This window comes from Pectobacterium aroidearum, assembly GCF_015689195.1.
Classification (GTDB): domain Bacteria; phylum Pseudomonadota; class Gammaproteobacteria; order Enterobacterales; family Enterobacteriaceae; genus Pectobacterium; species Pectobacterium aroidearum.
On record NZ_CP065044.1, the window covers coordinates 3,239,920 to 3,265,638 of the forward strand.

Here is a 25,719-nt window from a genome sequence, read left to right on the forward strand (position 1 = left end):
GTAAGGTATCCATCATGAAATATTCCATTATTGCGGCGGCAGTGCTGTGCATTACTGCCGGGACGCCTGTTTATTCTTTCTCTGCCGACCCGTGCGAAGTTGTACTTTGTATGTACGGTAAAGCAACCGGAAACAATGGAGGAAGTGAATGTCGTTCTGCGGAGCGTGCTTTCTTTAATATCGTCAAAAAGAATAAACACGGTTTTTTACCCAATCACACGCTCAATGCCAGAAAAGCTTTCTTAGGAGAATGTGCCAGTGCTGACCCGGAGGCGGTGAATAAAATCCTGTCCAGGTTTGGCAGGGTCAGAGGCTAATACAATACTGCCGTTATCTTAATATATTTCCCTGCATGGAGACACAAAAGTGGATAAAGAAGATCTGTTTATTTCCAACATTCACTCAACACATCACGACAGAATATCTGTCACATGTATCTATGATTCTCTGTCAAAAAAAGCACATCAGGGATGCGGGGTTTATTACGAGATATATGAGAGCCGATTTATCTGTTTATTACGACATCATCTGTCACAGCTTAATGAATCGGACGCAGAAAAGCTCAGGCGGTATGCCGAAAGTCAGGGAACGAAGACCGATGACGAAACGTACCATGCGGCATTAAACGCCGAACGGGAATGCCGGGCTGAAATAGCCCGCGACCAGATGTGAATCACAGACACTGATACTGTATCGAACGACGCCACAGACTGACAGACGACGGGTTTCAGGCGTGCTTATTTTTGGCTTCAATTTCGGAGAAATTGTTAAGCCGTAAAATAAACACGTGGAGCGCGGACAGAAAATTCAATTTCGCAGAAATTGTTAATTTTCAGGCACCGCGCCCACCTGCGAACATTCGCCCAAAGCGAATTGAGCAGGCCGGGGGAGCCGAATAAATTTCGCCGCCCCAGCGAGCGAAAAGCTGTCGCCCACGACAGTAATGCCAGTCAGTTAAGCGACTGACTGGCATTTTATCTACGGGCCTTACTGTATTTTTGGGGCCTTTCTTTTACTATTCGTGGGAAGGCCCTTTCCCTTCTTATCGGTAATTTCACCAGTTGTCCCTGGCTTTCAAGATCACGCATTAGTTCCGGGATGCGGCCCGGTGAAGCACCCTGTAGTGTCATCAGCATTCGCATCACCATTCCGCACGATTCTGAGAAGCTCAGCTGATTTGGCCAGTATCCTTTCAGATGTCCTGCCATTTTAATCATCTGATATCTTACAAGATTATAGGCCAGTAATACTCCCCATAACTCCTGCTCCACGAGCTCAGGTTTCTTACTTCGCAGTGTCAGCCTGCTCAGTTGCATCGTCTGCTTTATCTCACGGTAGCCCAGCTCGATTTCCCACCGGTGGCTGTACAGGTCCGCCATCTCTCCACCAGGGAAGCGCAGCGCATCCGTCATCGACGTCAGCAGATGACAGACCTTTCCTTTGCGGGTCAGTGTCAGTAGCCGTGCTGTGATTTCCTCCCCCAGACCCGGCCACTTTTTACGGGCCTGTGGACTGGTTTTCAATTTTACCAGATGATCACCTTTACCCAGCTTCCTGACCTCTTCATACTGCGCCCCCTTTTTCAGCGGGATCAGCCAGTGCCGGTGTTTCCCCGCCTGATTCCAGGCATTCAGCAAACCCAGTGCGTAATAGCCTTTATCGAGTAAAGTCAGCGTGTTATCACCTGTCTGTGCTATCAACTGTTCTGCAAGCGCATTTTCACTCTCTTTCATCGTGCCAAAGGCTGCTGCCGTCAGCAGATGGCTGGTCAGCTCCATCTGGCAGACCATTTTTACCTGTGGATAGAGTCCCGGTTTTCCGCCATGTGTCTGGCGCGGGAAGGCGGCATCATTTTCTGGTGTATCCGGCGTTCGCCAGACCACGCCATCCACGGCCAGCAGAGTCAGGCCACACCAGTGTGGATGTGGCGTTTCACTATGCCAGAGCTGTGCAGTTTGTGTGAACACACGGCGAACGGCCTCACTTCCCAGGCGCTGGCGAGCCTGAATCACGGCACTCGGGGCGACAAAGGGACGGTTACCCGGCAGCATAATATCCAGACGGTTAACAATCTGGTGAAGGGGCTCTTTACGTTCAAGCGCCATGCCGACAATGCACCAGACCATCATTTCAAGCGGGAGACGCCGCTTGCGTAGCGTGACCGTGCCGGACTCGGCGAGACAACGTGAGACGAGTTCGGGGTCGAGATAATCCCCCAGAGAAGTCAGTGGGTTACGCAAAGAGTCGTAATGGGATACCAGATCAAGAGCCTGTCCAATGTGCATAAAAAAATCCGGAAACGGGTGAGCATTTCCGGATTTTTACACATCCACTGGATCGGTCAACCGATCCTTAACTGATCGGCATTAGTCGCCCACGACAGCGGTTTATTTGGGGGGCTTGCCCCGCACACCGTCAAGCCAGGTAATATTTCCCGCCCCAGCGGGGAATATTACCGATCAGGCGCGACCAACCCCTTTAAAGCAGCGTTCCCGTTTTTTGGAGCTTGCGAGAAAAAACAGGCGAAACGCGCGTCTTAAAGGGGTTGGTCGCGCGTAGCGGGCGACGGTGTGCCGCCTTTGACTCTGGGGGTTTTGGTGCGGCGTACAGCCACGACATTACCCCCATGCGGCAGGCAATAAGGGCGTCCAGCCCGCATGTACTGGCGCACGCCGTTTCGTACCGGGAAGCATGCTTTCCGGCACATGGCCGCACAACGGTCACTTTCTTCGTCCCTTACGTTCGCCCCGCCTTTTCGCCCGACACCGTGGGGCGAATTGATGGGGCGATGTCATGGGGCGAATAGCTGACGAAGGAGGCATCATGATTTTAAATAAGCTTGCCGCTTCACTGTCACCGATAGTGAACGGGATGCTGGCGCTGCTCGCTTTTGTGCAACAGCAACAACTGATACTGGCGTTATTAGCGGGGCTGACGATGCCGTTTTTTGCATCAATGAAAAGCGATGAACGGCAGAAAGCTCCGCTCTGGAAAAAGCTGATTATGGCTTTTTCCATGGTCTGTTTCCTCTCTGGCACACTGGCCCCGGTCGTTATCGGCTTTTTTCAGTGGCTGTATAAGACCAGACTCACCAGTGATAATACAGTACTGGCCTGGTCAGTACGGATTGCTTTCACTGTAACCGGGATTATTTTTCATATTATGCTTCGCCGGATATTCACGCCGGAACTGGACAAAATAAAGAAACGCCTTGTTAAAAAGACCACCCTTGAACGGGAATTGCGCACCGATGTCCGCACCGTAAAGTCCTTGTTGCCGGAAACATTGCACTATGATCCGCTGGATTATATCGACCTGAATAAAGGCATTTTTACTGGCATGGACAGGGAGAACGAACCAATGTATCTCCCGTTAAAAGACTGGCAGAAACAGCACGCGGATATTATTGGCACCACCGGAGCCGGTAAAGGGGTAGCTGCCGGGATATTACTTTATCAAAGTATTCTGGCCAGTGAAGGTGTCTTTGTTATGGACCCCAAGGATGATGAATGGGCACCCCACCTTTACCGCAAAGCCTGCGAGGATGCAGGAAAACCCTTTGCCTTAATTGACCTGCGAAAACCCCAATACCAGCTAAACCTGATTGAAGATATTACGTCCGATGAACTGGAAGAATTGTTCGTTGCAGGGTTCAGCCTGGCGGAAAAAGGACAGGAATCGGACTTTTATCGCATTGATGATCGGAAGGCGGCCCGGATAGCCGCACAATTTGTCACCCGTAATACTGTCTCAACCATTCGGGATGTTTATCATAGTGATTACGTTCAAAGTATAGCAGATAAGATAAAAGCCTTTTTCGGTAAGATTGAGGAACTGGCCTTACTCAATGCCATAAATTCACCGGAGGGTTTTTCACTCAAAAAAATATTTGATGAAGGTGGCTGCTGTTATGTTATCGGCTCCATGCGAAACAGCAAAATTATTACAGCCCAGCGCATGTTACTGGTTCGCCTTTACCAGCTGGCAGAAAAACGCGACCGTGTAACAGACGTACCGCGCCCCATTGCTGTTTATCTTTCCGAACTGAAATACCATTTGTCTAGGCCAGCACTGGAGGGGTTAGGCGCAGCACGGGATAAAGGCGTGCATATTATTATGGACCACCAGTCCATTGCCGATTTAAAAGACTGCCCGGCAGATTTGAAAGGTGACGCCGTTGTCGGTGCTGTCGTTGAAAATGCCAAATTCAAACTGGTTTACCGGGTTATGGATCCGGATACAGCGGAATGGGTGGCGAGAATGTCAGGCACGATTCTGGTGGATGATGAACTCCGCAAGGCTAAAACGGATAATATGCTGACGGAGACCATCGACAGTGAGCGCACAATCCGCCAGGCCGAACGTTTCTTTATTGACAGCAATATGATCCTGAACCTGCCCGATTTTGTCAGCTTCATCTTTACGACAAAAACGCTACCTTCTGCTTCACTGATTTCCCCGATAAAGGTCAGAAAGCGTCAGCTAAAAATCTTCTCGGTTTCCCCTGATATTGCCGCAGCGGTAGCTCCCGTGAAGATCATGCTGGATTTTTGCGAGGATGATAAACCAGCCATGTCGGATGTGATGACAACACACCCGGCTCTTTTCTTCGACGAAAACGAAGTAAAATCGGTAAAGCCGAAACCTGATGGTGAAGAACACCTGTCCCCGCTTGATTTTTAAGGAGCGCTTATGCTGATTTCGTCCTTTCACGAGCGCCAGACGCGTAACAACGAAAAAATAAAACAACTGCTGAACTTCCTGAAAGAAGAAACCTATAGTGATTTTAAAACGCTGATGCTGTTATTTGGTTTCCGGGATCATAAGTCGCTTTATTCGCTACTGGCAAAAACAGAGCGAATGGGGTTAATACAGAAGCATGTGCTTGAATCACGAACAATGAAGATTTCATTATGGGGGATCACCAGCGACGGGCTGGCAGTGGTGTTTACCCCGGATGATAAAATTTTTCCTGCTCGGTTTGAACCATCAAAAATCACCGGCTGGACGCTGGAGCACCATCTTGATAATCAGGCCGCCAGGCTTATTCTGGAGAAGAAAGGCGCTTCGGGATGGATTAACGGCGACCGGGCCACCTTTCTCAGCCAGTATCAGGTAAAACATCGTCCGGACGGGTTGATCATCTTGCCTGGTGGCACCGTGATCGCCATTGAAACCGAGCGTCGCCTGAAAACCAGGGCCCGCTACCAGTCGATTATTGCCAGCCACCTCCTTGCCCGTACCCGCAAACAGTGGATTTATGTTTTTTATGTCATGCCTGACCCACAGAAAAAAAGGGCACTTGAGCTGCTGTTTGACAGCATCAGACATGTCATCATCAACCATCAGCACGTCCCGCTGGAAGAACGCCACCGTCGGGTGTTCCGCATTTATACCTTTGATGAACTGAAACACCTGTCATTAGGCAGCTATACTTAAGCTTTTACTCAGGCCATCGAGATGGCCTCACCGGCCTGGCGGCGATATACCGCCAGGCCGGACGATTTTTTATTCCACTGCGAGGCGCAGACTGTTCGGTACTCGCTCTGCTGCGTTCCGCCTCAGTCTGCACCTTGCAGCGTTGCCGGTAAAAACCATGTAACCACATTCCCTTGCGGTTATCCGGCTCCGGCCTCAGAGTTTATTCATCAGATAACAATGCGCTTTAGAGGCTGCACTGGCCGCTTTGAAAATATAGCGCTTGTCGTTTTTCAGCGCTTTCAGCCAGGAAGCGATGTAGCTTTCATGTTGTACCTCGCCATCAATCCCCAAATCCGCCATCAGAAAGGCACTTCCCAGCTCCGCCACTAATTCCTCCTTCGCATAATCTGCACTGCCAAACTTCCCTTTCATTTCACGGTTCAGGCGTTTTTTACCACCACTCCAGTGAACCAGCTCATGCAAGCCAGTAGCGTAGAAATTAGCTGCATCTGAAAACAGATGGCGCTCCGGTAGCCAGACTTCATCAGTTGAGGGGCGGAAAAAGGCGTTTTGTCCTTTCTCAATGATGTTTGCGCCGCTCTTCTGGAACAGATTTTCAGCCTCCGGCAACGGGTCAAAGGTTGCTTCCGGGCTGACGGTTTCAGCTGTCAGAGGCAAGCCGTCAATTTGCTGAACGTTAAACACGTTGAAAGTTTTCAGCATCGGGATCTGGTCGATTTCACCGTCTTCGTTTTCCTTCTCTAAGGTGGTATAGAAAATGGCTGTCGTGCCGTGTTCACCTTTGCGAACCTGCCCGCCTACTGCCTGTGCTTGTTTGTAGGTCATCCAGCGTGAATCACCAAAACCCTGTTTTGACGCACTGCACCACAACAGCATGATATTCATTCCGCTATACGCGATACCGGTTGCGAAGTTGGAAGGCAACCCAGACATGCCCGGCACTCGTTGCCACGGACAAGACCATGGTTTTACACCGGCATCAAGCGCTGCAATGATGTTATCGGTGACAGTCTGATAAATATCTGTTCTGGTGGTTTGATAAAATTTCGTTTTTGAGGAGCCTGACTGCTCCAGCGGGGATACGCTGGTCGCCGCTGCGGTGTTAGGGGCGCTAGTCTGGGTATGCAGGGAAGTCGTCATGTTTTTTCTCCGTCAGTGGTGTGAATTTCGTCTTCGTATCGCCTGACGGTTCGCTTTCCCGGCAGCGTTCTGTACTGCAAGGGCGCAGCATGCGTGCCATTTACCCTTGCGGGACGGGTTGTGTTGGGAAACGATTAACCGGAAGCTGATACGGGAACGGAAGTCACGCGGGAGAAAAACTGACACTGCATAACCAGACGTAGCGCCCCTTAGGATGCAGTGGTGAAATGGGTTTGGGTTTGGGTTTGGGTTTGGGTTTGGGTTTGGGTTTGGGTTTGGGTTTGGGTTTGGGTTTAACGATATTAGTTCAAAGCTGAGTTGTCAGTATTATTTTTTATAAAACAATAAGATATAGCATCCTGCTTTATGAAAAAGCGGGAACGTTAGAGATTAATAGGCTAGGTCTCCAGCAGGATCGTGAACTCTGCTCAGTAAACAGGTAAGTTTTGCAGTCAGTGTAAAGTCTTGCCATGTCTACATCTATGTGGCTGTTGTTCACATGTTAACGCAATAACGCAACAGTACCCGGAGGCCTCGCATTAGTCCGTCTTAAGAATTAACTGCCGACTTTGCGCATTTAGCTGTTAGCCAATGGTTTTATCGGTTAAAACCAATGGACTAAATTTGGTCATGTTTTGATTTTAAACTTCGCAATACAGAAGTATTATTTTAGGATTAATCCACTTCCCCCTATTTTCCCTCGCCATTTTTTCGGCGTATGAGAAAAGTCATTCTTAAGGTTATTACCCATGGAGCTATGGATATTTATAGCGGCGATTTATGTAATTTATCTATTGTTTTTCAAAAAGAAAAAATATAAATCTGCAGATTCTTATCCTTCCAAAATCGTGAAAGCGCCACCTAAAGAATGGCTTGCTGACATCAAGAAAAAAGAGGCTGTTGTGAGAAACGATGACAGTGAAGATGATGATCTGGCAACTTTTACACTGGGCGGTCGTAATGTCGAATACAGAATAACAACGACTCAACGTCAGAATACCTCAAAAACTACTACTGGTACTTTGGCTCGATGGGTATTGCCGGGTGATGTGGCCACTGTGGGTGATGTGGAGATTACCGGTGGTTACTTTTATTTCGGTCAGCGGATGAAGCCCGCTAGGCAGAGCTTAAGCGGCTATTATGATGATGGCACTGAGGCATCATTAATTGACGACACGCTCAATATTCGCAACAAACCTTATCTTTATGAAGATAGTTCATTGGGATACTGGCCCAGCTATTCCTCGCTTTCAGCTGATGCGCGCGGCGCGTATCTAAACTGGCTTGCCAGTGATAGGTCCGACGCGTCATGCCCTGTAGGTTACGTATTTATCTATCTGTATGGGCTGGAAAGAAAGGCACTTGTTGATTGCCGAGATGGTAATACACCTGACGCAGAGTTCCGTACTCTATTTAATGAAATCTGCCGGTTAAGATCGGTATTCATTGAGAACCGCTCTTTCCGGAATTACTCGTCCCAGTTACTGGAAGCAATGTCTATTCTGCGCCCAGATGTTGATCTGGTTGCCGATCTTGGCCGTGATTCGAGTTTCAGCAATGGTATGCTGTTTAAGCTAGCGCTGGCAAAGGCTGTGGATGCTGGAGTTCCTGTGTCAGCCGATCTGGCGCTGACGTGGGTAACAAATCACACGGAGTATGCGTTACGAACTCCCGCCCGCCGCTGTGCGAAAGAATTCGCTGCGCTTTTCAAACGGCGCTATACCCTCAAGTACGGTGAGGGTATGGTTGTCAAACCGAATAAAACGCGACTGCGTCTGGATTACAACCCTGCAAGTCCCAGCTTGCGCGGCGTTCGCCTTCCTGTTCCAGACTTGCCTGACCCTAGTGCATTGAAGGGACCAGTCCAGAAAATCATGACGCTTGCAGAGATCTGTACAGATGAACTGGATGCTTACAGCCGCTATCTTGGCAGGAAAGGTACGTCAGAGAATGATACTGCGGCAATCATGTTGCTGCCTATGGAAATCATCAATGAAAGCGCAGGAAAAGTTTTAAATACATTCAAACGCTGGGCTGATGAAGTGATAGCGAGTCACAAGGGGTTAACCACCGTTGCTGACTTCTGGGCACATATGGGAGCCACTTGCCCGGCGAAAATCAATAAAAAAGAGGCCGACCTGATGCAGGCCTTTGCACTGAAAATGGGCTACTGCCTGGCACCTGATCCGCTTTACCACCATGTGAAAGCAGAAGCTGACGGCGCACTGATTTTATTTGCCGCTGGTGAGGGAGCGCGCTTACCGCCATCTCCGGCGTTTATCTCAGCGGTGATGGCACTAAGGCTGGGGTCAATGGTGGCCTTAACCGACAATAGCCTTGATCAGGCCGAGCGGAAAGTGCTGGAAAATGCTATCGACCATAATTCTGGCTTTAGCGAAGATGAAAAACGCTCCTTACATGCGTATTTGACGTGGCAACTTCATACCCCAGCCAACATGGCAGGCATGAAAAATAGAATAGCGCTGTTGAGTGCGATGGAAAAATCAGCAGTAGGTAAGGTTATCGTGGGAGTAGCCTGCTCAGATGGCAGAATTGAGCCTGCCGAAATCAAACAGCTAGAAAAAATTTATTCAGGCCTAGGACTGGATCCTTCCACTATCTCCGGCAACATCCATCAGCATTCTACGGCAGAGGTTACCCCGCTGTCGTCTGCATCAGCGAGTCTTGGGGCCGCTGAGTTCACGCTGGACGCCAGCGTGCTGGCTCACCATGAGTCAGCCACAGACGATGTCCGTAAATTACTTAGCGCAATTTTCACCGAGGACGAACCGGAATTGCGCGAGAGCACTCCCGCAGCCGGGGCGCATGATAGTGGCCTTGATAATGCACATAGCCAGCTTTACCACAGGCTTTTGGAAAAGGAACAGTGGCCCCGGAAAGAGGTGTCGGAACTATGCGAGAATTTTAATTTGATGCTCAGCGGTGCTCTTGAGGTTATTAATGACTGGTCCTATGCAGTGGTTGATGCACCAGTGCTGGATGATGACGATGATGATATCTGGGTAGACCTGGAAATTGCCAAAGAATTAGAGGGATAGTTAATGTCTGTGACACGCATAAGAGTTAAAGAACGGGATGCTATTATCCAATCACTGAAGTCTGGTGTAACGCCAAGAATAGGCATTCAGCACATCCAGGTGGGCCGGATGAATGAGATAACGGCTCTCCATCAGGATATTGAGCGGATCGCGGACGGCGGCGCGAGCTTCAGACTTATCATCGGTGAATACGGATCAGGCAAAACGTTCTTTCTGAGCGTTGTACGTTCTATTGCGCTGGAAAAAAAGCTGGTAACAGTCAGTGCCGATCTTTCCCCCGACAGGCGCATTCACTCATCGGGAGGTCAGGCGCGCAATCTCTACTCAGAGCTTATGAAGAACATGTCCACCCGCAACAAACCTGATGGTAATGCGTTACTCAGTGTTGTGGAGCGGTTCGTCACGGAGGCAAGGAAGGAGGCTGATGCGGATGGCACTACAGTCTCGTCGGTTATTCACCAACGCCTGGCTGCTCTGTCCGACATGGTGGGGGGATATGACTTTGCTAAAGTCATCGATGCATTCTGGCGCGGACATGAACAGGATAACGAGACGTTAAAATCCAATGCCATTCGCTGGCTGCGGGGCGAATACACCACAAAAACCGATGCCCGAAACGATCTCGACGTCCGGACTATTATTTCCGACGCCTCGTTTTACGATTCATTGAAGCTGGTAAGCCTGTTTGTTCGTCAGGCAGGCTATGCAGGGTTACTGGTCAGCCTCGACGAGATGGTAAACCTTTATAAGCTGAACAACACTCAGGCGAGGACTGCAAACTATGAACAGATCCTGCGGATCCTGAATGACTGTCTGCAGGGTTCTGCCGAGAATATTGGTTTTGTTCTTGGAGGCACGCCCGAGTTCCTGTTTGATCCGCGTAAAGGGCTCTACAGCTATGAGGCGTTGCAATCGCGTCTGGCGGAAAATCGGTTCGCTCAGAAAGCAGGAGTGATTGACTACTCGTCACCTACGCTACATCTTGCCAGCCTCACCCCAGAGGAATTGTATATTTTACTGAAAAATCTTCGCCATGTTTATGCAGGCGGAGAGCCAGAAAAGTATCTGGTATCAGATGATGCACTTACCGGTTTTCTGCACCACTGCAGTAAAACCATCGGAGATGCTTACTTCCGTACCCCCCGAAACACCATCAAAGGTTTCCTGGATATGCTGGCCGTGCTGGAACAAAACAGTACGATAAGCTGGCAGACGCTAATCTCGGGTGTGGCGATTGAAGATGACAGGCCCAGCGACATGGATGAGACCATTGCGCAGGAAGAAGAGGATGATAACGGCCTGGCAAACTTCAAATTATGAGCAGCGCATACGATAGTCTCGATCCCCGCGTCCGTAAGTGGGTTTATAAGCAGGGCTGGTCTGCATTAAGGCCCCTGCAAGAGAGCGCTATCCCGGTAGTTTTAGCCCGTGACCAAGACGTGCTAATCAGTGCAGGTACGGCAGCGGGTAAAACAGAGGCTTTCTTTCTGCCTGCCTGTTCAGCGATTGCAGATATCACAAGTGGATTTGGTATTATCTATATCAGCCCGCTTAAGGCGCTGATTAACGACCAGCATCGACGTCTTGAGAGCCTTGGCGAAGCGCTGGATATGCCGGTGACACCATGGCACGGTGATGTACCGCAAAGCAAAAAGAAGAAAATACGGACTGGCCCAGCAGGCATCCTTCTTATCACGCCAGAATCACTTGAGTCTTTACTCATAAATTCATCGGGTTGGATTAAACAGGCTTTTTCGCCAGTAGCCTACATTGTTATTGATGAGTTTCATGCCTTTATTGGTACTGAGCGCGGCATGCAGTTGCTCTCCCTTCTCAACAGAATTGATCATGTACTAGGCCGTCATGCGAATCCGGTTCCCCGCGTTGCGTTGAGCGCTACGTTAGGAGAACTGGATAAAGTGCCTGAACTGTTGCGTCCGGATCAGCGATTGCCCTGCGAAATTGTGACAGACAGCAATAGCACAGCCACACTGCAAGTGCAGGTTAAAGGCTATCTGATACAGGTGACCGAAAAAGGAGAAGAGCCACAAAGCTCAGCAGAAAAACACGTCTGCGCTGACATTTTCAGACTCTGCCGTGGAGACTCCCATTTAGTTTTTGCAAACAGTCGAAAGCGCACTGAAAGCATTGCGGCGACGCTGAGCGACATGTGTGAGGAAAATGTTGTTCCCAATGAATTCTTTCCCCATCACGGCTCCCTGTCTAGGGAATTACGCGAGACGCTCGAAGCCCGCCTACAGCAGGGTAATTTGCCTACAACAGCAGTCTGTACCATGACGCTTGAGCTGGGTATTGATATCGGTAAGGTGCAGTCGGTTATACAGGTTACTCCTCCACATTCCGTCTCCAGCCTACGTCAGCGTATGGGCCGGTCAGGACGGCGAGATTCGCCATCGGTTCTGAGAATGCTTATCTCTGAGCAAGAACTTACCGCAACCAGCGACATGGTAGACCGCTTGCGGCTACAACTGGTTCAGTCGATGGCGATGATTAGATTGATGATCACTAATCGATGGTTCGAACCGGCTGATGCCTGCCAGATGCATTACTCCACGTTGCTGCACCAAATCCTTGCGATCACAGCGCAATGGGGCGGGGTTCGAGCCGATCAACTTTGGTCACAACTGTGCCAGACTGGCCCCTTCCGGAACATCGACTTAACTGATTTCAAAACTCTGCTTCGGCATATGGGGGGATACGGTCTGCTGACACAACTTGCTAGCGGTGAAATGGTTATCGGGGCTGAGGGAGAGAAACTGACTAACCATTATACGTTTTACGCCGTGTTCAATACTCCGGAAGAGTTCCGCATTGTCACAGGAAGCCGAACCCTTGGCACAGTACCAGTGGACTCTCCCCTTCTGCCTGACCAGCACATAATCTTCGGTGGACGCCGCTGGAAAGTAACAGAGATCGAGGTGGAAAAAAAAGTTATCTATGTCGAGGCGACCAAAGGCGGCCAGCCGCCACAGTTTAGTGGTGGGGGTATGTCTGTTCATGATGTTGTTCGCCAAGAGATGCTCACCATATACAGGGAGAATGATTATCGCATCGCGATAGGAAGTAAGAGCGTCGATTATGCCGATGCCACCGCCAGAAGCCTCTTTGCAGAAGGCTGTGACAGCTTTAAGCGTTTCAATCTGCAAAACTCCCATTTTATTTCTGACGGCCAGCGTAGTTATGTTCTCCCCTGGATGGGGGATAAAGTCGTTAATACAATAACGGCCTTACTCATGCGTAGCAGCTTTAAAGCCAGTTCATTTGCAGGTGTTATAGAAATAGATGACGCAAGTGTACCCACTGTCCAACACGCGCTAAAAGAAATGCTATTGTCGGGCTTGCCTTCAGAATCAGAACTCGCTGCAGATGTTCCAGAAAAATATCTGGATAAATATGACGATTATCTGCCGGAGTCCCTGCTTGCGAAAGGATATGGAGCAAAGGCGTATGACATAGAAGGCGCGCAGATCTGGCTACAGAAAAGTATTCTATAACCTATTATCGTAATGAGGGTATAAAGAAATTATTTATACCTTTAATTATTTATACCCTAATCTTTTTACTTCCCTGTGGATTTACTAGGTTTTAGCTCCGAAGTATTACCGGAAGTATCCTTATTATCACGCCGACGTTTATCAGGTTTTCCTGTCGATTTAGCAATTGGTTTAGGATCTGGTTTAAGAGCCATGATAGTTATCCTTTAGCGGTTTGAGAGGAAAGCCCTCTACATCGATATATGGGATGTAATGAAATCTTTCAATTGAGGTTAACTGCCTTCCAACTGTAAGCACACCAGTTTTAGTTCCATGCACTTTTTGAGATATCTGGTTTTTGATCTCCTCCCAATATCGGTGCCAGGATAAATCAGAGATCTAGGAGAAGATCATTAATCTTGAATTATCTCAAATCCCGAATTTTTATTTTAGCGATTTACCTTAGTGCAAAAATAAAAACTATTTATGCTAAACGCTTTATTTAACCAGTAACTTGGGCATTGCAATGAATTTAATATTCATTTTTGGTCAAAAAAGACTTATATTTATAAACGGTATTTACATACATCGTTTTTGCAACTTGCCGTCAGGACTCGTCCTGCGCAATGTATCGACTTACCAACTAAAATCATGAGCGGTCAAATTAATCTAAAAATTAGGATAAAAAATGAGCTGGTTAGATGTGAAATGGTTTTTTGAGGACGCATATGATTCTATCACTGATGCTGTTAGCGATGGCGTCGATGCTGTAGCTGACTTTATTGATGAGAATCCTAAGACCTCGATAGCAATTGGTGTAATAGCAGGTATTGCCACAGCGGGTGTAGCTGCACCGGCTATAGCCGCTTCCATAGGCGCAACTGGCGCGCTAGGAGCCACTGCAGGAGGTACCGCAATAGCTAGCCTTGAAGGGGCTGCTTTATCAAGTGCATCTCTTGCTGCACTTGGTGGCGGCTCTATCGCAGCAGGCGGAGCTGGTATGGCAGGAGGAACTTGCGTGGTTGCAACAGGAGGAGGCATCGTTGCCGGTGGCGTATCAGCAGGCGGGGTTGCAACCACAAAGGCCCTTAAAAGCTGATTTGTAGTAATGTGGCAGCCCAAAATCTAATGTGATTTTGGGCTGCCACATTACACGTTCCATATACCATAACGTTCGAACATAACATTGACAAGAATATAAAAAGCCGACAAGCGCTGTTTCCGACATATCGGCGCATATAACATAATACTGCCTCCATTATCGCCTCAAACATCCTAAGTGAGATCACGTCCCGTAACTGTCAAAACCCGCTTTTTCGTCAATGGAAAAACAGCCCGATCTGGGTGATAATTTTTAATAACCAACATGACTATGCACAAAAATGGATAGTCGGTTATTTAGTTGCTCAGAAAACGCCTGAAGTCGGTTGCCGACATAAAACTCGCTAAATAATGGTAAACGAATGAGTAGTTTATAGTTCGACCACGAGGTGTTGTGATCGACCTCGGCCGATTAAAACAGGCTAATGTTAGTAACGTCTGCTTCGGGTAAGATCAGACTGTCATACTCTTTGGGAAAATTTCCACTAACAGAAGCAAGAGCAACTATTCTTCATTGGTGCCACTGTGCGGATCACCATATGCAGATAGGTCGCTCAAATCAGTTTTATGTAACCAGCTTCTATTGGTGGTCATTCTGGTGGTCTTGACAGGAAGGAAACTCTAGTTTAGCTTACTTATTAGCCAGTTACTGGCAAAGGCGATCCCAGTCAGAGGAGCCAAATTTAGAAAATCCCGCTTAAGGAAACTTAAGCGGGATTTTTGTTTTTAGCACTTAATTCAATACGTTCACGCGAAAAGCATTCAGGTGCGCGTTAACCCGGCCCTTCACTGCCGGCCGCCAGCAGGGGAACCAACACATCACTGATAGGAACGGGAATGCCGTGAGCGTGGCCGTAGCGCTGTATCACGCCGTTGCGGATATCCCATTCCATCGGGCGATTGGCCTGACGGTCAGCGAGAATAGATGTGCCTAAATCGGCAGGTGCACGCTGAAAATTATCCACGATTTCCTGCGCAACCCCATCGTCCAGCACAGCCCCCTCGGCACGGGCGACAGCAAGACACTCGCGCAGATACGCCAGAGCCAGCGCGTTGATATCCTCACGCAAAAACATTCCGGCGCGGCGATTCGCTAGCACCATCAGGCCTGCGACCGCATTTTGCAGCAGTTTGCGCCATGCGACGGATAAAAAATCCGCAGACAACTCAACCGCGCAGCGCGTACCGCTCAGTGCATCAGTCACCCGTTTTGCCTGTGGGACATCCGGCAGCGTCAGACGCGGTTTGTCGCGCAACCAGACTGAAGCATCCGACTCGCGCTGAGCCGGAAACCAGACCACTGAAGGCAACACCGTTGCTCCATTGACCCAGGGTTCAAGCTGGGCTTTCTGTTCGACGCCGTTTTGCAGAGCGCAGACCACCGTATTTTCATCGCATAACGCACTCAGCCACCCGGCACTGTCGACGTTTTGGGTAGTTTTCACCGCGACAAAAACCAGACTGAAAGGATGGTCGATCGCCGTCGGATCGCTTAACACCGGACCGGGTACAACAATTTCGCCCCCATCGTGACGCAAAAGTAACTTTGAATGTGCGGTTCGCCCGCAAAGTAGCAGCGTGCGACCCACTTCATGCAGTGCCGCAGCGATGGTCGTACCAATCGCACCGGGCCCAATCAGCGCAATAGTCGGATAGTCAGACATCGGTAGCTCTCCTGATTCGCTTAACCCATCATCAGTGCGCCGGCAACAGTCACCACGCACGCCAGTATTTTTCTTAACGTCAACGCTTCGCCGAAAAACCAATAATCAAGATAGATGCCAGAGCTATTTGACGATGAAACGATGATGTTTACCCAGCCAGAGCAGCATACCCGGTTCTGGGTTAATCATTGCCAGTTCATCAATCTCTTTATGCGTATTGATCCTCACTGCGCCCGAGCGAATCAGCCTCCGCAACTCAGAGCGGCTCATTTCAGCAAGAGCCTGACTACATAAATCAATCAGTGTCAGCTGCACATCCCCGTCAACGATAAGCGGAAGATGATCCTCTTCGGTGGGGTTGTGTTGCTGAAATACCCGCTCAAAATGTTTGCCAGCAGCGTCTGCTGCTTCGACATCATGGTAGATACCCACGATCTGATGAGCCAGATCCTTTTTAAGAAGAATGGGATTTTTTCCCCGTTCCATCTGTTCTCTGGCCTCGATGATATCTTCTTCTGACGCATTACTGGCCAGGGTCAGGTAACTGATAATAAGATGATCGGGTAACGACATGATTTTCCCATAAATATCCTCTGGGCTGTCCGTTAATGCAATATAGTTCCCTTTCGATTTACTCATCTTATCTTTGCCATCCAATCCCTCCAGCAGAGGCATAGTCATGACCGCCTGCCCTTCACTTCCGAAAGACTCCTGTAGCATTCGTCCTACCATGTTATTAAAGAGTTGATCCGTACCACCAAGCTCAATGTCCGCGTTGATCATCACGGAGTCATAGCCTTGTAAGATCGGATACAGAAGCTCATGCAGATGAATAGGCGAAGATGCGGCATACCGATTTTTGAAATCATCACGCTGCATCATTTGTGCTAACGTGACGCGGGACACAAGCCCAATAATTTCAGAAAAAGGCATTTTTCTAAACCATTCCGAGTTGCGACGTACCTGTATACGCGACGTATCAATAATTCGGCCGAGTTGATCGAGATAGGTCTGACTATTAAGAGTGATTTGTTTTTCACTTAATGGAGGACGCAGCTTGTTGCGGCCTGTCGGATCGCCAATAGCGGCAGTAAAGTCGCCGATGATAATGACGATATCGTGACCGGCATCCTGAAATTGCTTTAATTTACGTAATACAACAGCATGCCCGAGATGAAGATCGGGAGCCGTGGGGTCGAACCCAAGCTTAATGACAAGCTTGCGGTTCTCTTTTGCAGCTAACTCAAGCTTCTTTTCAAGCCCATTAGAGGGTTCCATGATGGCAATTTTTGAAGCCAAAACGTCAATATTATTATTAGTTTTCATTGATATTCTCAGTTAAGTTGACAAACATTTAACGACTATTTGAGTGTGTCTTTGCCAAACCAGAATGGTTGCCTATATCGATCGGCAATCTCTAATCTTACCCCCACGGCTAAGGCTGTTATATTGACAAAGACATGTAAAAAGTAAGGGGATCACTCAATTTTCGGCATGCAGAGGAGATCGTTATGCGGAAGGTACGACTCACTCAGCACGCCATCATCAGCAGTGAAGAACCTGTTGCGACCCGTTTTATTAACCCCTAATTTGCGTATTATTCTTCCCCTTTGGGTATCCCCTGTTTTTATTGACGAGGAAAAATGGAACGCTTGTTTGTCTACGGTACGCTGCGTCCGGGTCACGCTAATGCCTATATTTTGGAAAACATCGGCGGAGAATGGGTGCCGGGTTACGTAACAGGTACGTTTTATGAGAGTGGCTGGGGCGCTGCCACGGGCTTCCCAGGGCTTATATTGGATGAGCAAGGCGCGCACGTCGGCGGTTATCTGTTTTTGTCCAATAACCTTGAAGCGCACTGGAGCATGCTGGATGAATTTGAAGAGGGCTACGATCGCGTTGAAGTTGTGGTTACCACAGCGGAAGGCCAGCAGGTTACTGCGTGGGTTTATCAGCTACAGCCACAACAAGGTCAGTAGCGATAGAGAATACGTTCACTGCCCTGCCCCGGTAAGGAAGCGCAATATTGAAATCCCGCTTCAGGAAACGTAGCGGGATTTTTGTTTTTAGCTGTTTCTGACTGTAGGTTAAGAGCGGGACGCGAACATAACACTCTTGACCTTACATTTTTTGCAAACACCCAACAGAGGCTACTCATTACCCCATTGATTCAGAAACGTCGCTATCTCATCAATACGAAGCTCGTCGATACCGGCCTCACTGGCCATCTCTTTCTGCGCATCTTCGCTGATTTCTTCATTATTCATTAAGCGGGTGAGCAACAGTTGGAAGTAGTGCGCCAGAGCGTCGCGTTCCGACTCGCTCACAGGCTTTTCAGACTCCGTCGCATACTCATCCGTAATGTCATAAAATTTAAGTGGTACTTCATTATTCATCAGTCGTCCCCGAGGGTTAAGGTCTATGTTCGTTGATGCGTGCATCATCTGGCGTGGATCATACCATTCTTGTGTCGTTTTTCTGTCATCCACGTAGGGCAAAGGCGTCAGCGAGGATGGTTCAATCTCTTAAGAGCGAAAAACAAAGCGAGCGTTTCTGCTTTAGCCTTACCATAAGATGATGCAACCAACCTCACATAACCACATGAATTTAAACTATAAATACTGTTGAGCAAGGACTGAAACAACCGTACCGATACGCACCGTACACCAAATCATGAAGATGGCTCATGTCTATTGAAATTAAATCACTTTTACTCACTCGGTGAGTCTGGCATAAATTATGCTGTGTTACCTATAGACAATATGAAATCTGCGGAATTATAAGACCTGAAAACCTTTGAAAAGAAAGACATAAAATCAGGTTTTGTATCAAAAATTAGGATGTCAGATCGCGATGAATAAGAATTTTACATTTACGATTAAGAACACGTGTTTCGATGAGAACTATAACCCCTCCGAAAATACGCGTATCACCACCAACTTTGCGAATTTGGCGCGAGGAAAGAACCGCCAGGAGAACTTGCGCAACGCTTTAAAGATGATTGACAATCGCTTCAATTCTCTGGCGCATTGGGATAATGCCAAAAGCGATCGTTACTCTGTCGAACTTGATATCATTTCCGTTGAAGTTGATATTGAAGGCAATGGCAACACCTTCCCCGTCATTGAAATATTGAAAACGAATATTGTTGATAAAAAAACGAACGAGCGCATTGAAGGCATCGTAGGGAATAATTTCTCTTCCTACGTGCGAGATTACGATTTTAGCGTATTGCTGTCAGATCATAATAAGAACCACCCCGGATTTAGCACCCCAGATAACTTTGGCGATTTGCATGGAAATATCTTTAAATGCTTCGTGAACTCGGAGAGTTACAAAGAGAATTTTAGTAAGGCGCCTGTTATATGTTTAAGTGTTTCAAGTAAAAACACCTATCATCGGACTGGAAATCAGCACCCAATACTGGGCGTCGAATACCAGCAAGATGAATATTCATTGACCGATCAATATTTTCATAAAATGGGGCTACAAGCTCGCTATTTTATGCCGCAAAATAGTGTTGCGCCTTTGGCCTTCTATTTTTCTGGTGACTTACTGAGTGATTACACGAATCTTGAGCTGATCAGTACCATCTCCACGATGGAGACTTTTCAAAAGATTTACCGACCTGAGATTTACAATGCCAATTCTCCGGCAGGTCAATGCTATCAGCCAAGCCTGAACCATCAGGATCATTCATTCACTCAAATTGTTTACGATCGAGAAGAACGTAGCCTGTTGGCTATCGAGCAGGGAAAGTTTACTGAGGAAAACTTCATCAAACCATACCAAGCGATTCTTGAGCAATGGTCTGCTAATTACGTTCTTTGATTAACCAAACACACAAGGTCACCTATTACTATGAAAATATTATTACCTACTTCAACGGCTGGCAGTTTACCTAAACCCTCTTGGCTGGCGCAGCCTGAAACCCTTTGGTCCCCCTGGAAACTACAAGGTGAGGAATTGATCGAGGGCAAACAAGATGCGCTACGCTTGAGCCTGGCAGATCAACTACAGGCAGGGATTGACATTGTCAGCGACGGCGAGCAAACGCGCCAACATTTTGTCACGACGTTTATTGAGCACCTCAGCGGTGTTGATTTCGAGAAACGTGAGATCGTTAAAATCCGTAATCGCTATGACGCAAGTGTGCCGACAGTCATCGGTGCGGTGGTACGCCAAAAGCCCGTTTTTGTTGAAGACGCCAAATTTTTACGTCAGCACACTACGCAACCCATTAAATGGGCTCTGCCTGGTCCCATGACGATGATCGACACACTCTATGATAGCCACTATAAAAGTCGCGAAAAACTCGCCTGGGAATTCGCCACCATTCTTAATCAAGAAGCTAAAGAGTTGGAAGCGGCTGGCGTCGACATTATCCAATTTGATGAGCCTGCCTTTAATGTGTTTTTTGATGAGGTGAACGATTGGGGAATTGCCGCTTTAGAAAGAGCCGTTGAAGGGCTGAAATGTGAAACTGCGGTGCATATTTGCTATGGCTATGGCATCAAAGCCAATACCGATTGGAAAAAGACGCTGGGATCCGAGTGGCGTCAATATGAAGAAATTTTTCCTAAGCTGCAAAAATCGGCTATCGATATCATTTCACTGGAATGTCAGAACTCTCGCGTTCCAATGGACCTGATTGAACTCATTCGCGGTAAAAAAGTGATGGTAGGCGCCATTGACGTGGCGACCAATACCATTGAGACGCCAGAGGAAGTCGCCGATACGTTACGAAAAGCGCTTCAGTTTGTGGATGCTGACAAGCTCTATCCGTCAACCAACTGCGGTATGGCTCCGTTATCTCGTCGAGTTGCAAGGGGCAAGCTACACGCGTTAAGCGCAGGCGCAGAAATCGTCCGAAGAGAACTGTTGGCTAAATAACATCGCCAAAGCGTCGATCGCTTAAAGCGAGATCGGTCCAGATTGAGTGATATCTAAGCCTTAATGAAAAGCCCTTCGGGGCTTTTCATCTATATAGGCATAAGTAAAACGTGAATTACCACATCAAATCATCAGGCACTTTAAAATCAGCATACGGATCGTCTTCGTCTTGCTCTTCCTGACTCAGCGCACTATTTAATACAATACTACTCGCGTCCCGCTGCGCAATTTTATCCGCTACAACTGCGGGGATAATCGCGTATTCACTCTCACCGCTGCCATCAACCACCAGTCGAGCAATCGCGAGACGACCGTTAATCAGCTGGGCTTGAGTTAGCTTATCCACTTCTATTTTTTTAATGACGTTATTATCGGTGAAATTAAAACCAATATTACCTTTTGCAATGTTGATTCTGTTCATTTCAATGAGTTGCTTCACCTGAGCTTTATACTCTTTAGATAACACAGCCTGTTTTTGTTGTTCGCTTAGCTGTTTATCACGCTCAAGCTGTGCTTTTTTATTTTCTTCTACAGCCTCTCTTGCCTCACGAGCCTGAACGCGTGATTTTTTCGCCGTTCTTTGGACTTTAGCCATTTTTTTGCTGGTCACTAATCCAGCTTTTAGCATCTGCTCTTGTAAGGTGAGTTTTGTCATTGTCGTTTCTGAATCCGTTGAATAATTTACAGGATTATACCTGTAATTTTTGAAGCAGTGCCAGATTGCAGGGCGCGATTGCGGTATGGCTTGAGTCTGGAGGAGGTTGTCAGAAGCGATGCCGAAATTCTGCTGATGAATGATGCAGGATTCCGGCATAGGGTTAGTCTGAGTGATGTCAGAACTTGAGCAATTTCACCGTAGCATCGATGTCTATCTCATCTTCCGAGAAGATTAACGTCGTTCCCTGGAAGGTCGTGATCGCCAGTTTTTTTATCGAGCGCATTTCACCCGGCTTAGCGGCTGATTTCGGCCTGATACTATTCATCAGTATCCCCACAGACAGCACCGCATTTTCTTTATCAATACCGCTATCGACGGGCACTTCTTCACTGTAAACCAGATAAGACTTGATCGACGTGAGCTTAAGGCGCTCACCCGCGATATAGATGTATTTGCTTTCCGGTAAAACCTTCACCGCATAGGCCGACAGTCCCTTGTTATTCGTGGTGGGCTCGAAAGTCACCGCCGCATCTTTCTTAATCAGATCAGGGTTGGCGACCTTAATCACATGAAAATACCGGTTCTCACCGTTTTCATCTTTGATAAATCCAAAGCCTTTATCTTTAAACCAGGTTGTGATCGTTCCGTTCATCGCCATTGTCGCCTACTTAATCGTTTATCTGCTCAGTTTTTGCAGCGCGCAGTGTAAAGCACAATGCCTGCGCAGACTACGTCTTTGGGGTAAGTCTGGACGATAAATTTCTGGTCTGCGAAAAAACATTCCCGATGCCATTTCCCTCAGCATCGGGAAATATGCATTTAGCTGATATCACTGCCGTTAGTGGCAATGACTTTTTGATACCAGTGGAACGATTTCTTCTTATAGCGGTTGCCGCTGCCGGCGATCGTGTCATCCAGATCGACATAGATAAAGCCGTAGCGTTTGCTCATCTCGCCAGTAGACATGCTGACCAGATCGATACAGCCCCACGGGGTATATCCCATCAGTTCGACACCGTCGGCAATCGCATCTGCCATCGCTTCGATGTGCTGACGCAGGTAGTTGATGCGGTAGTCATCGGCGATGTAGCGCTCTTCATTCGGCTTATCCACCGCACCCAAGCCGTTTTCGACGATAAACAGCGGTTTCTCGTAGCGGTCATACAGTTGATTGAGCGCAATGCGCAGCCCCACCGGGTCAATTTCCCAACCCCACTCGCTGGCTTCCAGAAACGGATTACGCGCTCCGCCCAGCAGGTTGCCGTGTGCCGCCGCCGCATCCGGGTCAGTTTTATAGATGGTAGAAGACATGTAGTAGCTAAAGCCGATGTAATCGACGGTGTGCTGCTTAATCAGTTCCAGATCGCCCGGCTGAATATCCAGCGTGACGCCCAGCGACTGCCACAGGCTTTTCGCGTAGTAAGGATATTTCCCGCCCGCCTGCACGTCCGCACAGTAGAAATTAAAGGCCTGAGTCTCTTTCAGCGTCGCCAGTTGATTGACGGGGTTACAGTCATAGGCGTAATTCGTGGCAAACAGAATCATACAGCCAATCTGGATCTGCGGATTCGTCTCATGCGCAATCTTCACCGCCAGGCTGCTGGCAACAAACTGGTTATGCCACGCCTGAAACTTAGCCTGTGGCTCCAGTGCGCCGGTTTGCACCGTCAGTCCCTGACTCATAATCGGGAAATGGGCAGCACTGTTGATCTCGTTAAAGGTCATCCAGTATTTCACTTTGTGGCCAAAGCGCTCCAGCACCGTGCGGGCAAAGCGCTCAAAATGACCGATTAGCTCACGGTTTTTCCAACCGCCAAAGACGGTGGCAAGATGCAACGGCATTTCATAGTGAGAGATCGTAATCACGGGCTCGATACCATGAGCGATGCAGGTATCAATCACCTGTTCATAGTGGCTTAGCCCCGCTTCGTTGGGCTGTTGCTCAATGCCGTTCGGGTAAATACGCGTCCAGGCAATGGAGAAGCGATAGCATTTGAAACCCATCTCGGCGAACAGCGCGATATCCTCGCGGAAGCGATGATAGTGATCGATGCCTTTATGATTAGGATAGGTGTAGCGCTGTTCATCCAGCGTGAAATCAAACGCGTCGGAAGCCACGATGCTTAAACGCGCTTTACCACCGGGAATGGCATCCACAATCGAAAACCCTTTGCCGTCGATATTGTAGGCCCCTTCGACCTGATTCGCTGCGGTGGCGCCGCCCCACATAAAGCCGTGCGGAAATCTTTCGCTCATGGCACTTATCCTTTATCAATGCTGACTATTTATCGATGATCGCCGTGGCGCGCCTGATGTTGCTTTGCTTCCGCACGCCTCGAATGGCCGAAATTCTAGAGGAAAAAGGAGGGCATGAACAGAAATAAGAAACCGGTTGCATATCCGGTACGTGCGAGCCTGCCAGCACAGGAAAAGCCGGGCCAGACAGCGGATGACGCTTTATTTTTTCGTCTTCTGAGGCGCCTTTCGGGTAGCTGACTTGCTCGCTTTATCCCGCATCTGGCTCTTTCGATGCGTGGTCTCGACAAGTTTCCTGAACGTCGGGCATTCCATATGCGATGGTGCAGAACAATCGGCGACGTGCCGCAGCGTGTCGCGCAATATCTTTAACTCATGAATTTGCTGGTCGATTTCATCAGCCTTCTTATGCAGCACAGTGCGGGGCAAATCTGGCATCCCATTCTTGTTAAACATGCCAGCGATTTCCTGTAGTGAAAACCCCGCCGATTTCCCCAGCGTAATCAGCCTGAGTTGCAGCAGCACGTCTTCAGCAAACTGCCGCCGGAGCCCATGCCGGGACACCGAAGCAATCAGCCCGATTTCCTCGTAGTAACGCAGCGCCGAAGGCGTGATCCCACTCTTCTCCGCAATTTCGCCAATATCCAGAAATTTCATGCTTGACCTCAAGTCGACTTTAATTTGTAGCATGCTCTGGAACCCATATTCTGACAAGGATAAAAAATGATAATTAATCAACCAGACGAACCAGAGCAGGCCAAACCGGGCGTCACCCTCACACTGGCGGTCGCAATACTGTCAGCCTCGCTGGGAACGAGCATTGCCAACATCGCCCTTCCAACGCTGACGGAAACATTCTCTGCGCCATTTGCGCAGGTTCAGGCCGTCGTCATCGCCTATCTTGCCGCTATGGCGCTTTCCGTTGTGATCGCGGGTCGCCTTGGCGATCGCTATGGGCTGAAGCCGGTTTTCGTTGCAGGTCTTGGCCTCTTCGCCGTTGCATCGCTGCTGTGTGCCATCGCTCCCCACCTGTGGCAACTTATCGGTGCAAGAGCGCTTCAGGGGATCGGCGCCGCCTTCCTGATGACGCTCGGCATGGCACTGCTGAGGCAGACGGCTGGTGAAAATCATGTCGGACGAGCGATGGGGATACTGGGAACGGTATCCGCACTGGGAACCGCGCTTGGCCCTTCTGTCGGCGGCTTACTGCTTACGGCAGCAGGATGGCGTAGCCTATTCTGGGTACAGATCCCGCTGGTCACGATCGTCCTGTTTCTGGCTTTCACCCAACTGCCAGACACCCCAGTTAACAAGAAGGCGCAACGTTCAGACGCCCCATCAACTCGGAAAATTTCACTTTTGCCGCATCTCACGATCAATGCGGCCATCGCCTCTGTCATGATGACGACGTTAATCGTCGGTCCCTACTATCTTGGTCTGGGTCTGGGCTTACAGGAAACGCGGGTAGGCGTGGTGATGGCTATTGGCCCCGCTATTGCGATTTTCTGCGGCATTCCGTCAGGGCGACTGGTCGATACCTGGGGGTTTGGACGGGCTCTTACCGGCGGGATAACCCTCGTGGTTACCGGCACCTTTATGCTGGCGATCTTGCCTAATCTGTTCGGCGTCGCGGGATACATCCTTGCCATTATTGTCCTGACGCCGGGCTATCAGCTCTTTCTGGCGGCAAACAACACTGCCACCCTTGCCGAGGTTCCCGGGCACCAACACGGTACGGTCTCCGGCCTGCTTAACCTGTCGCGCAATCTTGGGTTGATCGCCGGAGCTTCGCTCATGGGACAGGTTTTCTCTCTGGGTGTCGGCACGGAAGATTTTATCCATGCCACGCCAGCTGCCCTCGCGAATGGCATGCAGCTCACCTTCTTTCTGTCTGGCGGCATCATCGTTGCCGCCATCGCATTCTTCCATCTGCCAATATGGAAACGGGCTCCCCAGTAATGTACTAAGTCAGTGCCGCTTTAATTTACGGGGGGCTTCCCCCCTTTTTCACG

General features: G+C 48.8%; 21 protein-coding genes and 1 pseudogene. 12 read left to right on the forward strand and 10 right to left on the reverse strand.

Features of this window, described 5'->3' with window-relative positions; translation table 11 throughout:
* The first annotated feature begins 14 nt into the window (after positions 1–14).
* Complete coding sequence (locus I2D83_RS14580) at positions 15–317, forward strand: TrbM/KikA/MpfK family conjugal transfer protein (protein ID WP_200111838.1); 303 nt, start codon at positions 15–17, stop codon at positions 315–317.
* Between the two features lie 49 nt (positions 318–366).
* Entirely contained in the window at positions 367–672 is a 306-nt protein-coding gene (locus tag I2D83_RS14585; RefSeq protein ID WP_205946787.1) for a dpoa decarboxylase, read from the forward strand.
* A 282-nt stretch (positions 673–954) separates the two neighbouring features.
* Here I2D83_RS14585 and I2D83_RS14590 read toward each other — a convergent pair.
* A pseudogene (locus I2D83_RS14590) lies at positions 955–2,285 on the reverse strand (IS4 family transposase).
* Positions 2,286–2,823: 538 nt separating this feature from the next.
* Here I2D83_RS14590 and I2D83_RS14595 point away from each other — a divergent pair.
* Together I2D83_RS14595 and mobC are read left to right on the forward strand one after the other, a co-directional pair.
* On the forward strand, positions 2,824–4,683 hold the full coding sequence (locus tag I2D83_RS14595; RefSeq protein WP_205946788.1) for a type IV secretory system conjugative DNA transfer family protein: 1,860 nt from the start codon (positions 2,824–2,826) through the stop codon (positions 4,681–4,683).
* A 9-nt stretch (positions 4,684–4,692) separates the two neighbouring features.
* Entirely contained in the window at positions 4,693–5,439 is a 747-nt protein-coding gene (gene mobC / locus I2D83_RS14600) for a MobC family replication-relaxation protein (protein ID WP_205946789.1), read from the forward strand.
* Positions 5,440–5,634: 195 nt separating this feature from the next.
* On the opposite strand, the gene I2D83_RS14605 is transcribed toward mobC, so the two are convergent.
* Positions 5,635–6,582, reverse strand: a complete 948-nt coding sequence (locus tag I2D83_RS14605) for an ArdC family protein (RefSeq protein WP_205946790.1) — start codon at positions 6,580–6,582, stop codon at positions 5,635–5,637.
* A gap of 749 nt (positions 6,583–7,331) precedes the next feature.
* Here I2D83_RS14605 and I2D83_RS14610 point away from each other — a divergent pair.
* The 3 genes from I2D83_RS14610 to I2D83_RS14620 are packed head-to-tail and all read left to right on the forward strand — an operon-like array spanning position 7,332 to position 13,156.
* A complete protein-coding gene (locus tag I2D83_RS14610; RefSeq protein ID WP_205946791.1) occupies positions 7,332–9,641 on the forward strand; it encodes a tellurite resistance TerB family protein in 2,310 nt (769 codons plus the stop codon).
* Positions 9,642–9,644: 3 nt separating this feature from the next.
* Positions 9,645–10,961 carry an ATP-binding protein gene (locus tag I2D83_RS14615; RefSeq protein WP_043901839.1) on the forward strand — a complete coding sequence of 439 codons (1,317 nt, stop codon included), beginning with the start codon at positions 9,645–9,647 and terminating at the stop codon, positions 10,959–10,961.
* Positions 10,958–13,156 (forward strand): DEAD/DEAH box helicase, encoded by a 2,199-nt coding sequence (locus tag I2D83_RS14620; protein WP_129713334.1) that lies wholly within the window; start codon positions 10,958–10,960, stop codon positions 13,154–13,156. Before I2D83_RS14615 ends, I2D83_RS14620 begins: the two co-directional genes overlap by 4 nt.
* Before the next feature lie 65 nt (positions 13,157–13,221).
* Here I2D83_RS14620 and I2D83_RS22515 read toward each other — a convergent pair whose 3' ends face one another.
* Complete coding sequence (locus I2D83_RS22515) at positions 13,222–13,350, reverse strand: hypothetical protein (RefSeq protein WP_263639618.1); 129 nt, start codon at positions 13,348–13,350, stop codon at positions 13,222–13,224.
* 473 nt (positions 13,351–13,823) lie between these two features.
* Here I2D83_RS22515 and I2D83_RS22520 point away from each other — a divergent pair, with 473 nt between their 5' ends.
* Positions 13,824–14,234, forward strand: coding sequence for a hypothetical protein (locus I2D83_RS22520; RefSeq protein WP_129713335.1), 411 nt, complete (start codon positions 13,824–13,826; stop codon positions 14,232–14,234).
* Between the two features lie 775 nt (positions 14,235–15,009).
* Here the strand turns inward: I2D83_RS22520 and I2D83_RS14630 are convergent.
* Positions 15,010–15,900 (reverse strand): oxidoreductase, encoded by an 891-nt coding sequence (locus I2D83_RS14630; protein WP_205946792.1) that lies wholly within the window; start codon positions 15,898–15,900, stop codon positions 15,010–15,012.
* Between the two features lie 123 nt (positions 15,901–16,023).
* Positions 16,024–17,226: a tyrosine--tRNA ligase gene (tyrS, locus tag I2D83_RS14635; RefSeq protein WP_205946793.1), complete on the reverse strand. Its 1,203-nt coding sequence runs from the start codon at positions 17,224–17,226 to the stop codon at positions 16,024–16,026.
* A gap of 317 nt (positions 17,227–17,543) precedes the next feature.
* Between tyrS and I2D83_RS14640 the strand changes: the two genes are divergently transcribed.
* Positions 17,544–17,879, forward strand: a complete 336-nt coding sequence (locus tag I2D83_RS14640) for a gamma-glutamylcyclotransferase family protein (protein WP_181829547.1) — start codon at positions 17,544–17,546, stop codon at positions 17,877–17,879.
* 171 nt (positions 17,880–18,050) lie between these two features.
* Here the strand turns inward: I2D83_RS14640 and I2D83_RS14645 are convergent, their stop codons facing one another.
* The gene (locus tag I2D83_RS14645; protein WP_181844411.1) at positions 18,051–18,296 is read right to left on the reverse strand and encodes a YmjA family protein; all 246 of its coding nucleotides are present in this window, start codon (positions 18,294–18,296) and stop codon (positions 18,051–18,053) included.
* A 457-nt stretch (positions 18,297–18,753) separates the two neighbouring features.
* Between I2D83_RS14645 and I2D83_RS14650 the strand changes: the two genes are divergently transcribed.
* The gene (locus I2D83_RS14650) at positions 18,754–19,731 is read left to right on the forward strand and encodes a DUF1852 domain-containing protein (RefSeq protein WP_194429934.1); all 978 of its coding nucleotides are present in this window, start codon (positions 18,754–18,756) and stop codon (positions 19,729–19,731) included.
* A gap of 30 nt (positions 19,732–19,761) precedes the next feature.
* Positions 19,762–20,793: a methionine synthase gene (locus I2D83_RS14655; RefSeq protein ID WP_015839736.1), complete on the forward strand. Its 1,032-nt coding sequence runs from the start codon at positions 19,762–19,764 to the stop codon at positions 20,791–20,793.
* Between the two features lie 115 nt (positions 20,794–20,908).
* Here the strand turns inward: I2D83_RS14655 and I2D83_RS14660 are convergent, their stop codons facing one another.
* The 4 genes from I2D83_RS14660 to I2D83_RS14675 form a co-directional block, all read right to left on the reverse strand.
* Entirely contained in the window at positions 20,909–21,448 is a 540-nt protein-coding gene (locus I2D83_RS14660; RefSeq protein ID WP_181829601.1) for a DUF2058 domain-containing protein, read from the reverse strand.
* A gap of 178 nt (positions 21,449–21,626) precedes the next feature.
* The gene (locus I2D83_RS14665) at positions 21,627–22,109 is read right to left on the reverse strand and encodes a cold-shock protein (RefSeq protein WP_194429933.1); all 483 of its coding nucleotides are present in this window, start codon (positions 22,107–22,109) and stop codon (positions 21,627–21,629) included.
* 161 nt (positions 22,110–22,270) lie between these two features.
* Positions 22,271–23,707 carry a glycoside hydrolase family 1 protein gene (locus I2D83_RS14670; protein WP_205946794.1) on the reverse strand — a complete coding sequence of 479 codons (1,437 nt, stop codon included), beginning with the start codon at positions 23,705–23,707 and terminating at the stop codon, positions 22,271–22,273.
* Between the two features lie 201 nt (positions 23,708–23,908).
* On the reverse strand, positions 23,909–24,364 hold the full coding sequence (locus I2D83_RS14675) for a helix-turn-helix domain-containing protein (RefSeq protein ID WP_182099491.1): 456 nt from the start codon (positions 24,362–24,364) through the stop codon (positions 23,909–23,911).
* A gap of 66 nt (positions 24,365–24,430) precedes the next feature.
* Between I2D83_RS14675 and I2D83_RS14680 the strand changes: the two genes are divergently transcribed.
* Positions 24,431–25,666: an MFS transporter gene (locus I2D83_RS14680; RefSeq protein ID WP_205946795.1), complete on the forward strand. Its 1,236-nt coding sequence runs from the start codon at positions 24,431–24,433 to the stop codon at positions 25,664–25,666.
* Positions 25,667–25,719 lie beyond the last annotated feature (53 nt).

What these genes read in the sequence shown, in the direction of transcription:
- I2D83_RS14580 (WP_200111838.1), top strand. Translation starts at nt 15, where the DNA reads ATGAAATATTCCATTATTGCGGCGGCAGTGCTGTGCATTACTGCCGGG.
- I2D83_RS14595 (WP_205946788.1), top strand. Translation starts at nt 2,824, where the DNA reads ATGATTTTAAATAAGCTTGCCGCTTCACTGTCACCGATAGTGAACGGG.
- mobC (WP_205946789.1), top strand. Translation starts at nt 4,693, where the DNA reads ATGCTGATTTCGTCCTTTCACGAGCGCCAGACGCGTAACAACGAAAAA.
- I2D83_RS14605 (WP_205946790.1), bottom strand. Translation starts at nt 6,582, where the DNA reads ATGACGACTTCCCTGCATACCCAGACTAGCGCCCCTAACACCGCAGCG.
- I2D83_RS14610 (WP_205946791.1), top strand. Translation starts at nt 7,332, where the DNA reads ATGGAGCTATGGATATTTATAGCGGCGATTTATGTAATTTATCTATTG.
- I2D83_RS14615 (WP_043901839.1), top strand. Translation starts at nt 9,645, where the DNA reads ATGTCTGTGACACGCATAAGAGTTAAAGAACGGGATGCTATTATCCAA.
- I2D83_RS14620 (WP_129713334.1), top strand. Translation starts at nt 10,958, where the DNA reads ATGAGCAGCGCATACGATAGTCTCGATCCCCGCGTCCGTAAGTGGGTT.
- I2D83_RS22515 (WP_263639618.1), bottom strand. Translation starts at nt 13,350, where the DNA reads ATGGCTCTTAAACCAGATCCTAAACCAATTGCTAAATCGACAGGAAAA.
- I2D83_RS22520 (WP_129713335.1), top strand. Translation starts at nt 13,824, where the DNA reads ATGAGCTGGTTAGATGTGAAATGGTTTTTTGAGGACGCATATGATTCT.
- I2D83_RS14630 (WP_205946792.1), bottom strand. Translation starts at nt 15,900, where the DNA reads ATGTCTGACTATCCGACTATTGCGCTGATTGGGCCCGGTGCGATTGGT.
- tyrS (WP_205946793.1), bottom strand. Translation starts at nt 17,226, where the DNA reads ATGAAAACTAATAATAATATTGACGTTTTGGCTTCAAAAATTGCCATC.
- I2D83_RS14640 (WP_181829547.1), top strand. Translation starts at nt 17,544, where the DNA reads ATGGAACGCTTGTTTGTCTACGGTACGCTGCGTCCGGGTCACGCTAAT.
- I2D83_RS14645 (WP_181844411.1), bottom strand. Translation starts at nt 18,296, where the DNA reads ATGAATAATGAAGTACCACTTAAATTTTATGACATTACGGATGAGTAT.
- I2D83_RS14650 (WP_194429934.1), top strand. Translation starts at nt 18,754, where the DNA reads ATGAATAAGAATTTTACATTTACGATTAAGAACACGTGTTTCGATGAG.
- I2D83_RS14655 (WP_015839736.1), top strand. Translation starts at nt 19,762, where the DNA reads ATGAAAATATTATTACCTACTTCAACGGCTGGCAGTTTACCTAAACCC.
- I2D83_RS14660 (WP_181829601.1), bottom strand. Translation starts at nt 21,448, where the DNA reads ATGACAAAACTCACCTTACAAGAGCAGATGCTAAAAGCTGGATTAGTG.
- I2D83_RS14665 (WP_194429933.1), bottom strand. Translation starts at nt 22,109, where the DNA reads ATGGCGATGAACGGAACGATCACAACCTGGTTTAAAGATAAAGGCTTT.
- I2D83_RS14670 (WP_205946794.1), bottom strand. Translation starts at nt 23,707, where the DNA reads ATGAGCGAAAGATTTCCGCACGGCTTTATGTGGGGCGGCGCCACCGCA.
- I2D83_RS14675 (WP_182099491.1), bottom strand. Translation starts at nt 24,364, where the DNA reads ATGAAATTTCTGGATATTGGCGAAATTGCGGAGAAGAGTGGGATCACG.
- I2D83_RS14680 (WP_205946795.1), top strand. Translation starts at nt 24,431, where the DNA reads ATGATAATTAATCAACCAGACGAACCAGAGCAGGCCAAACCGGGCGTC.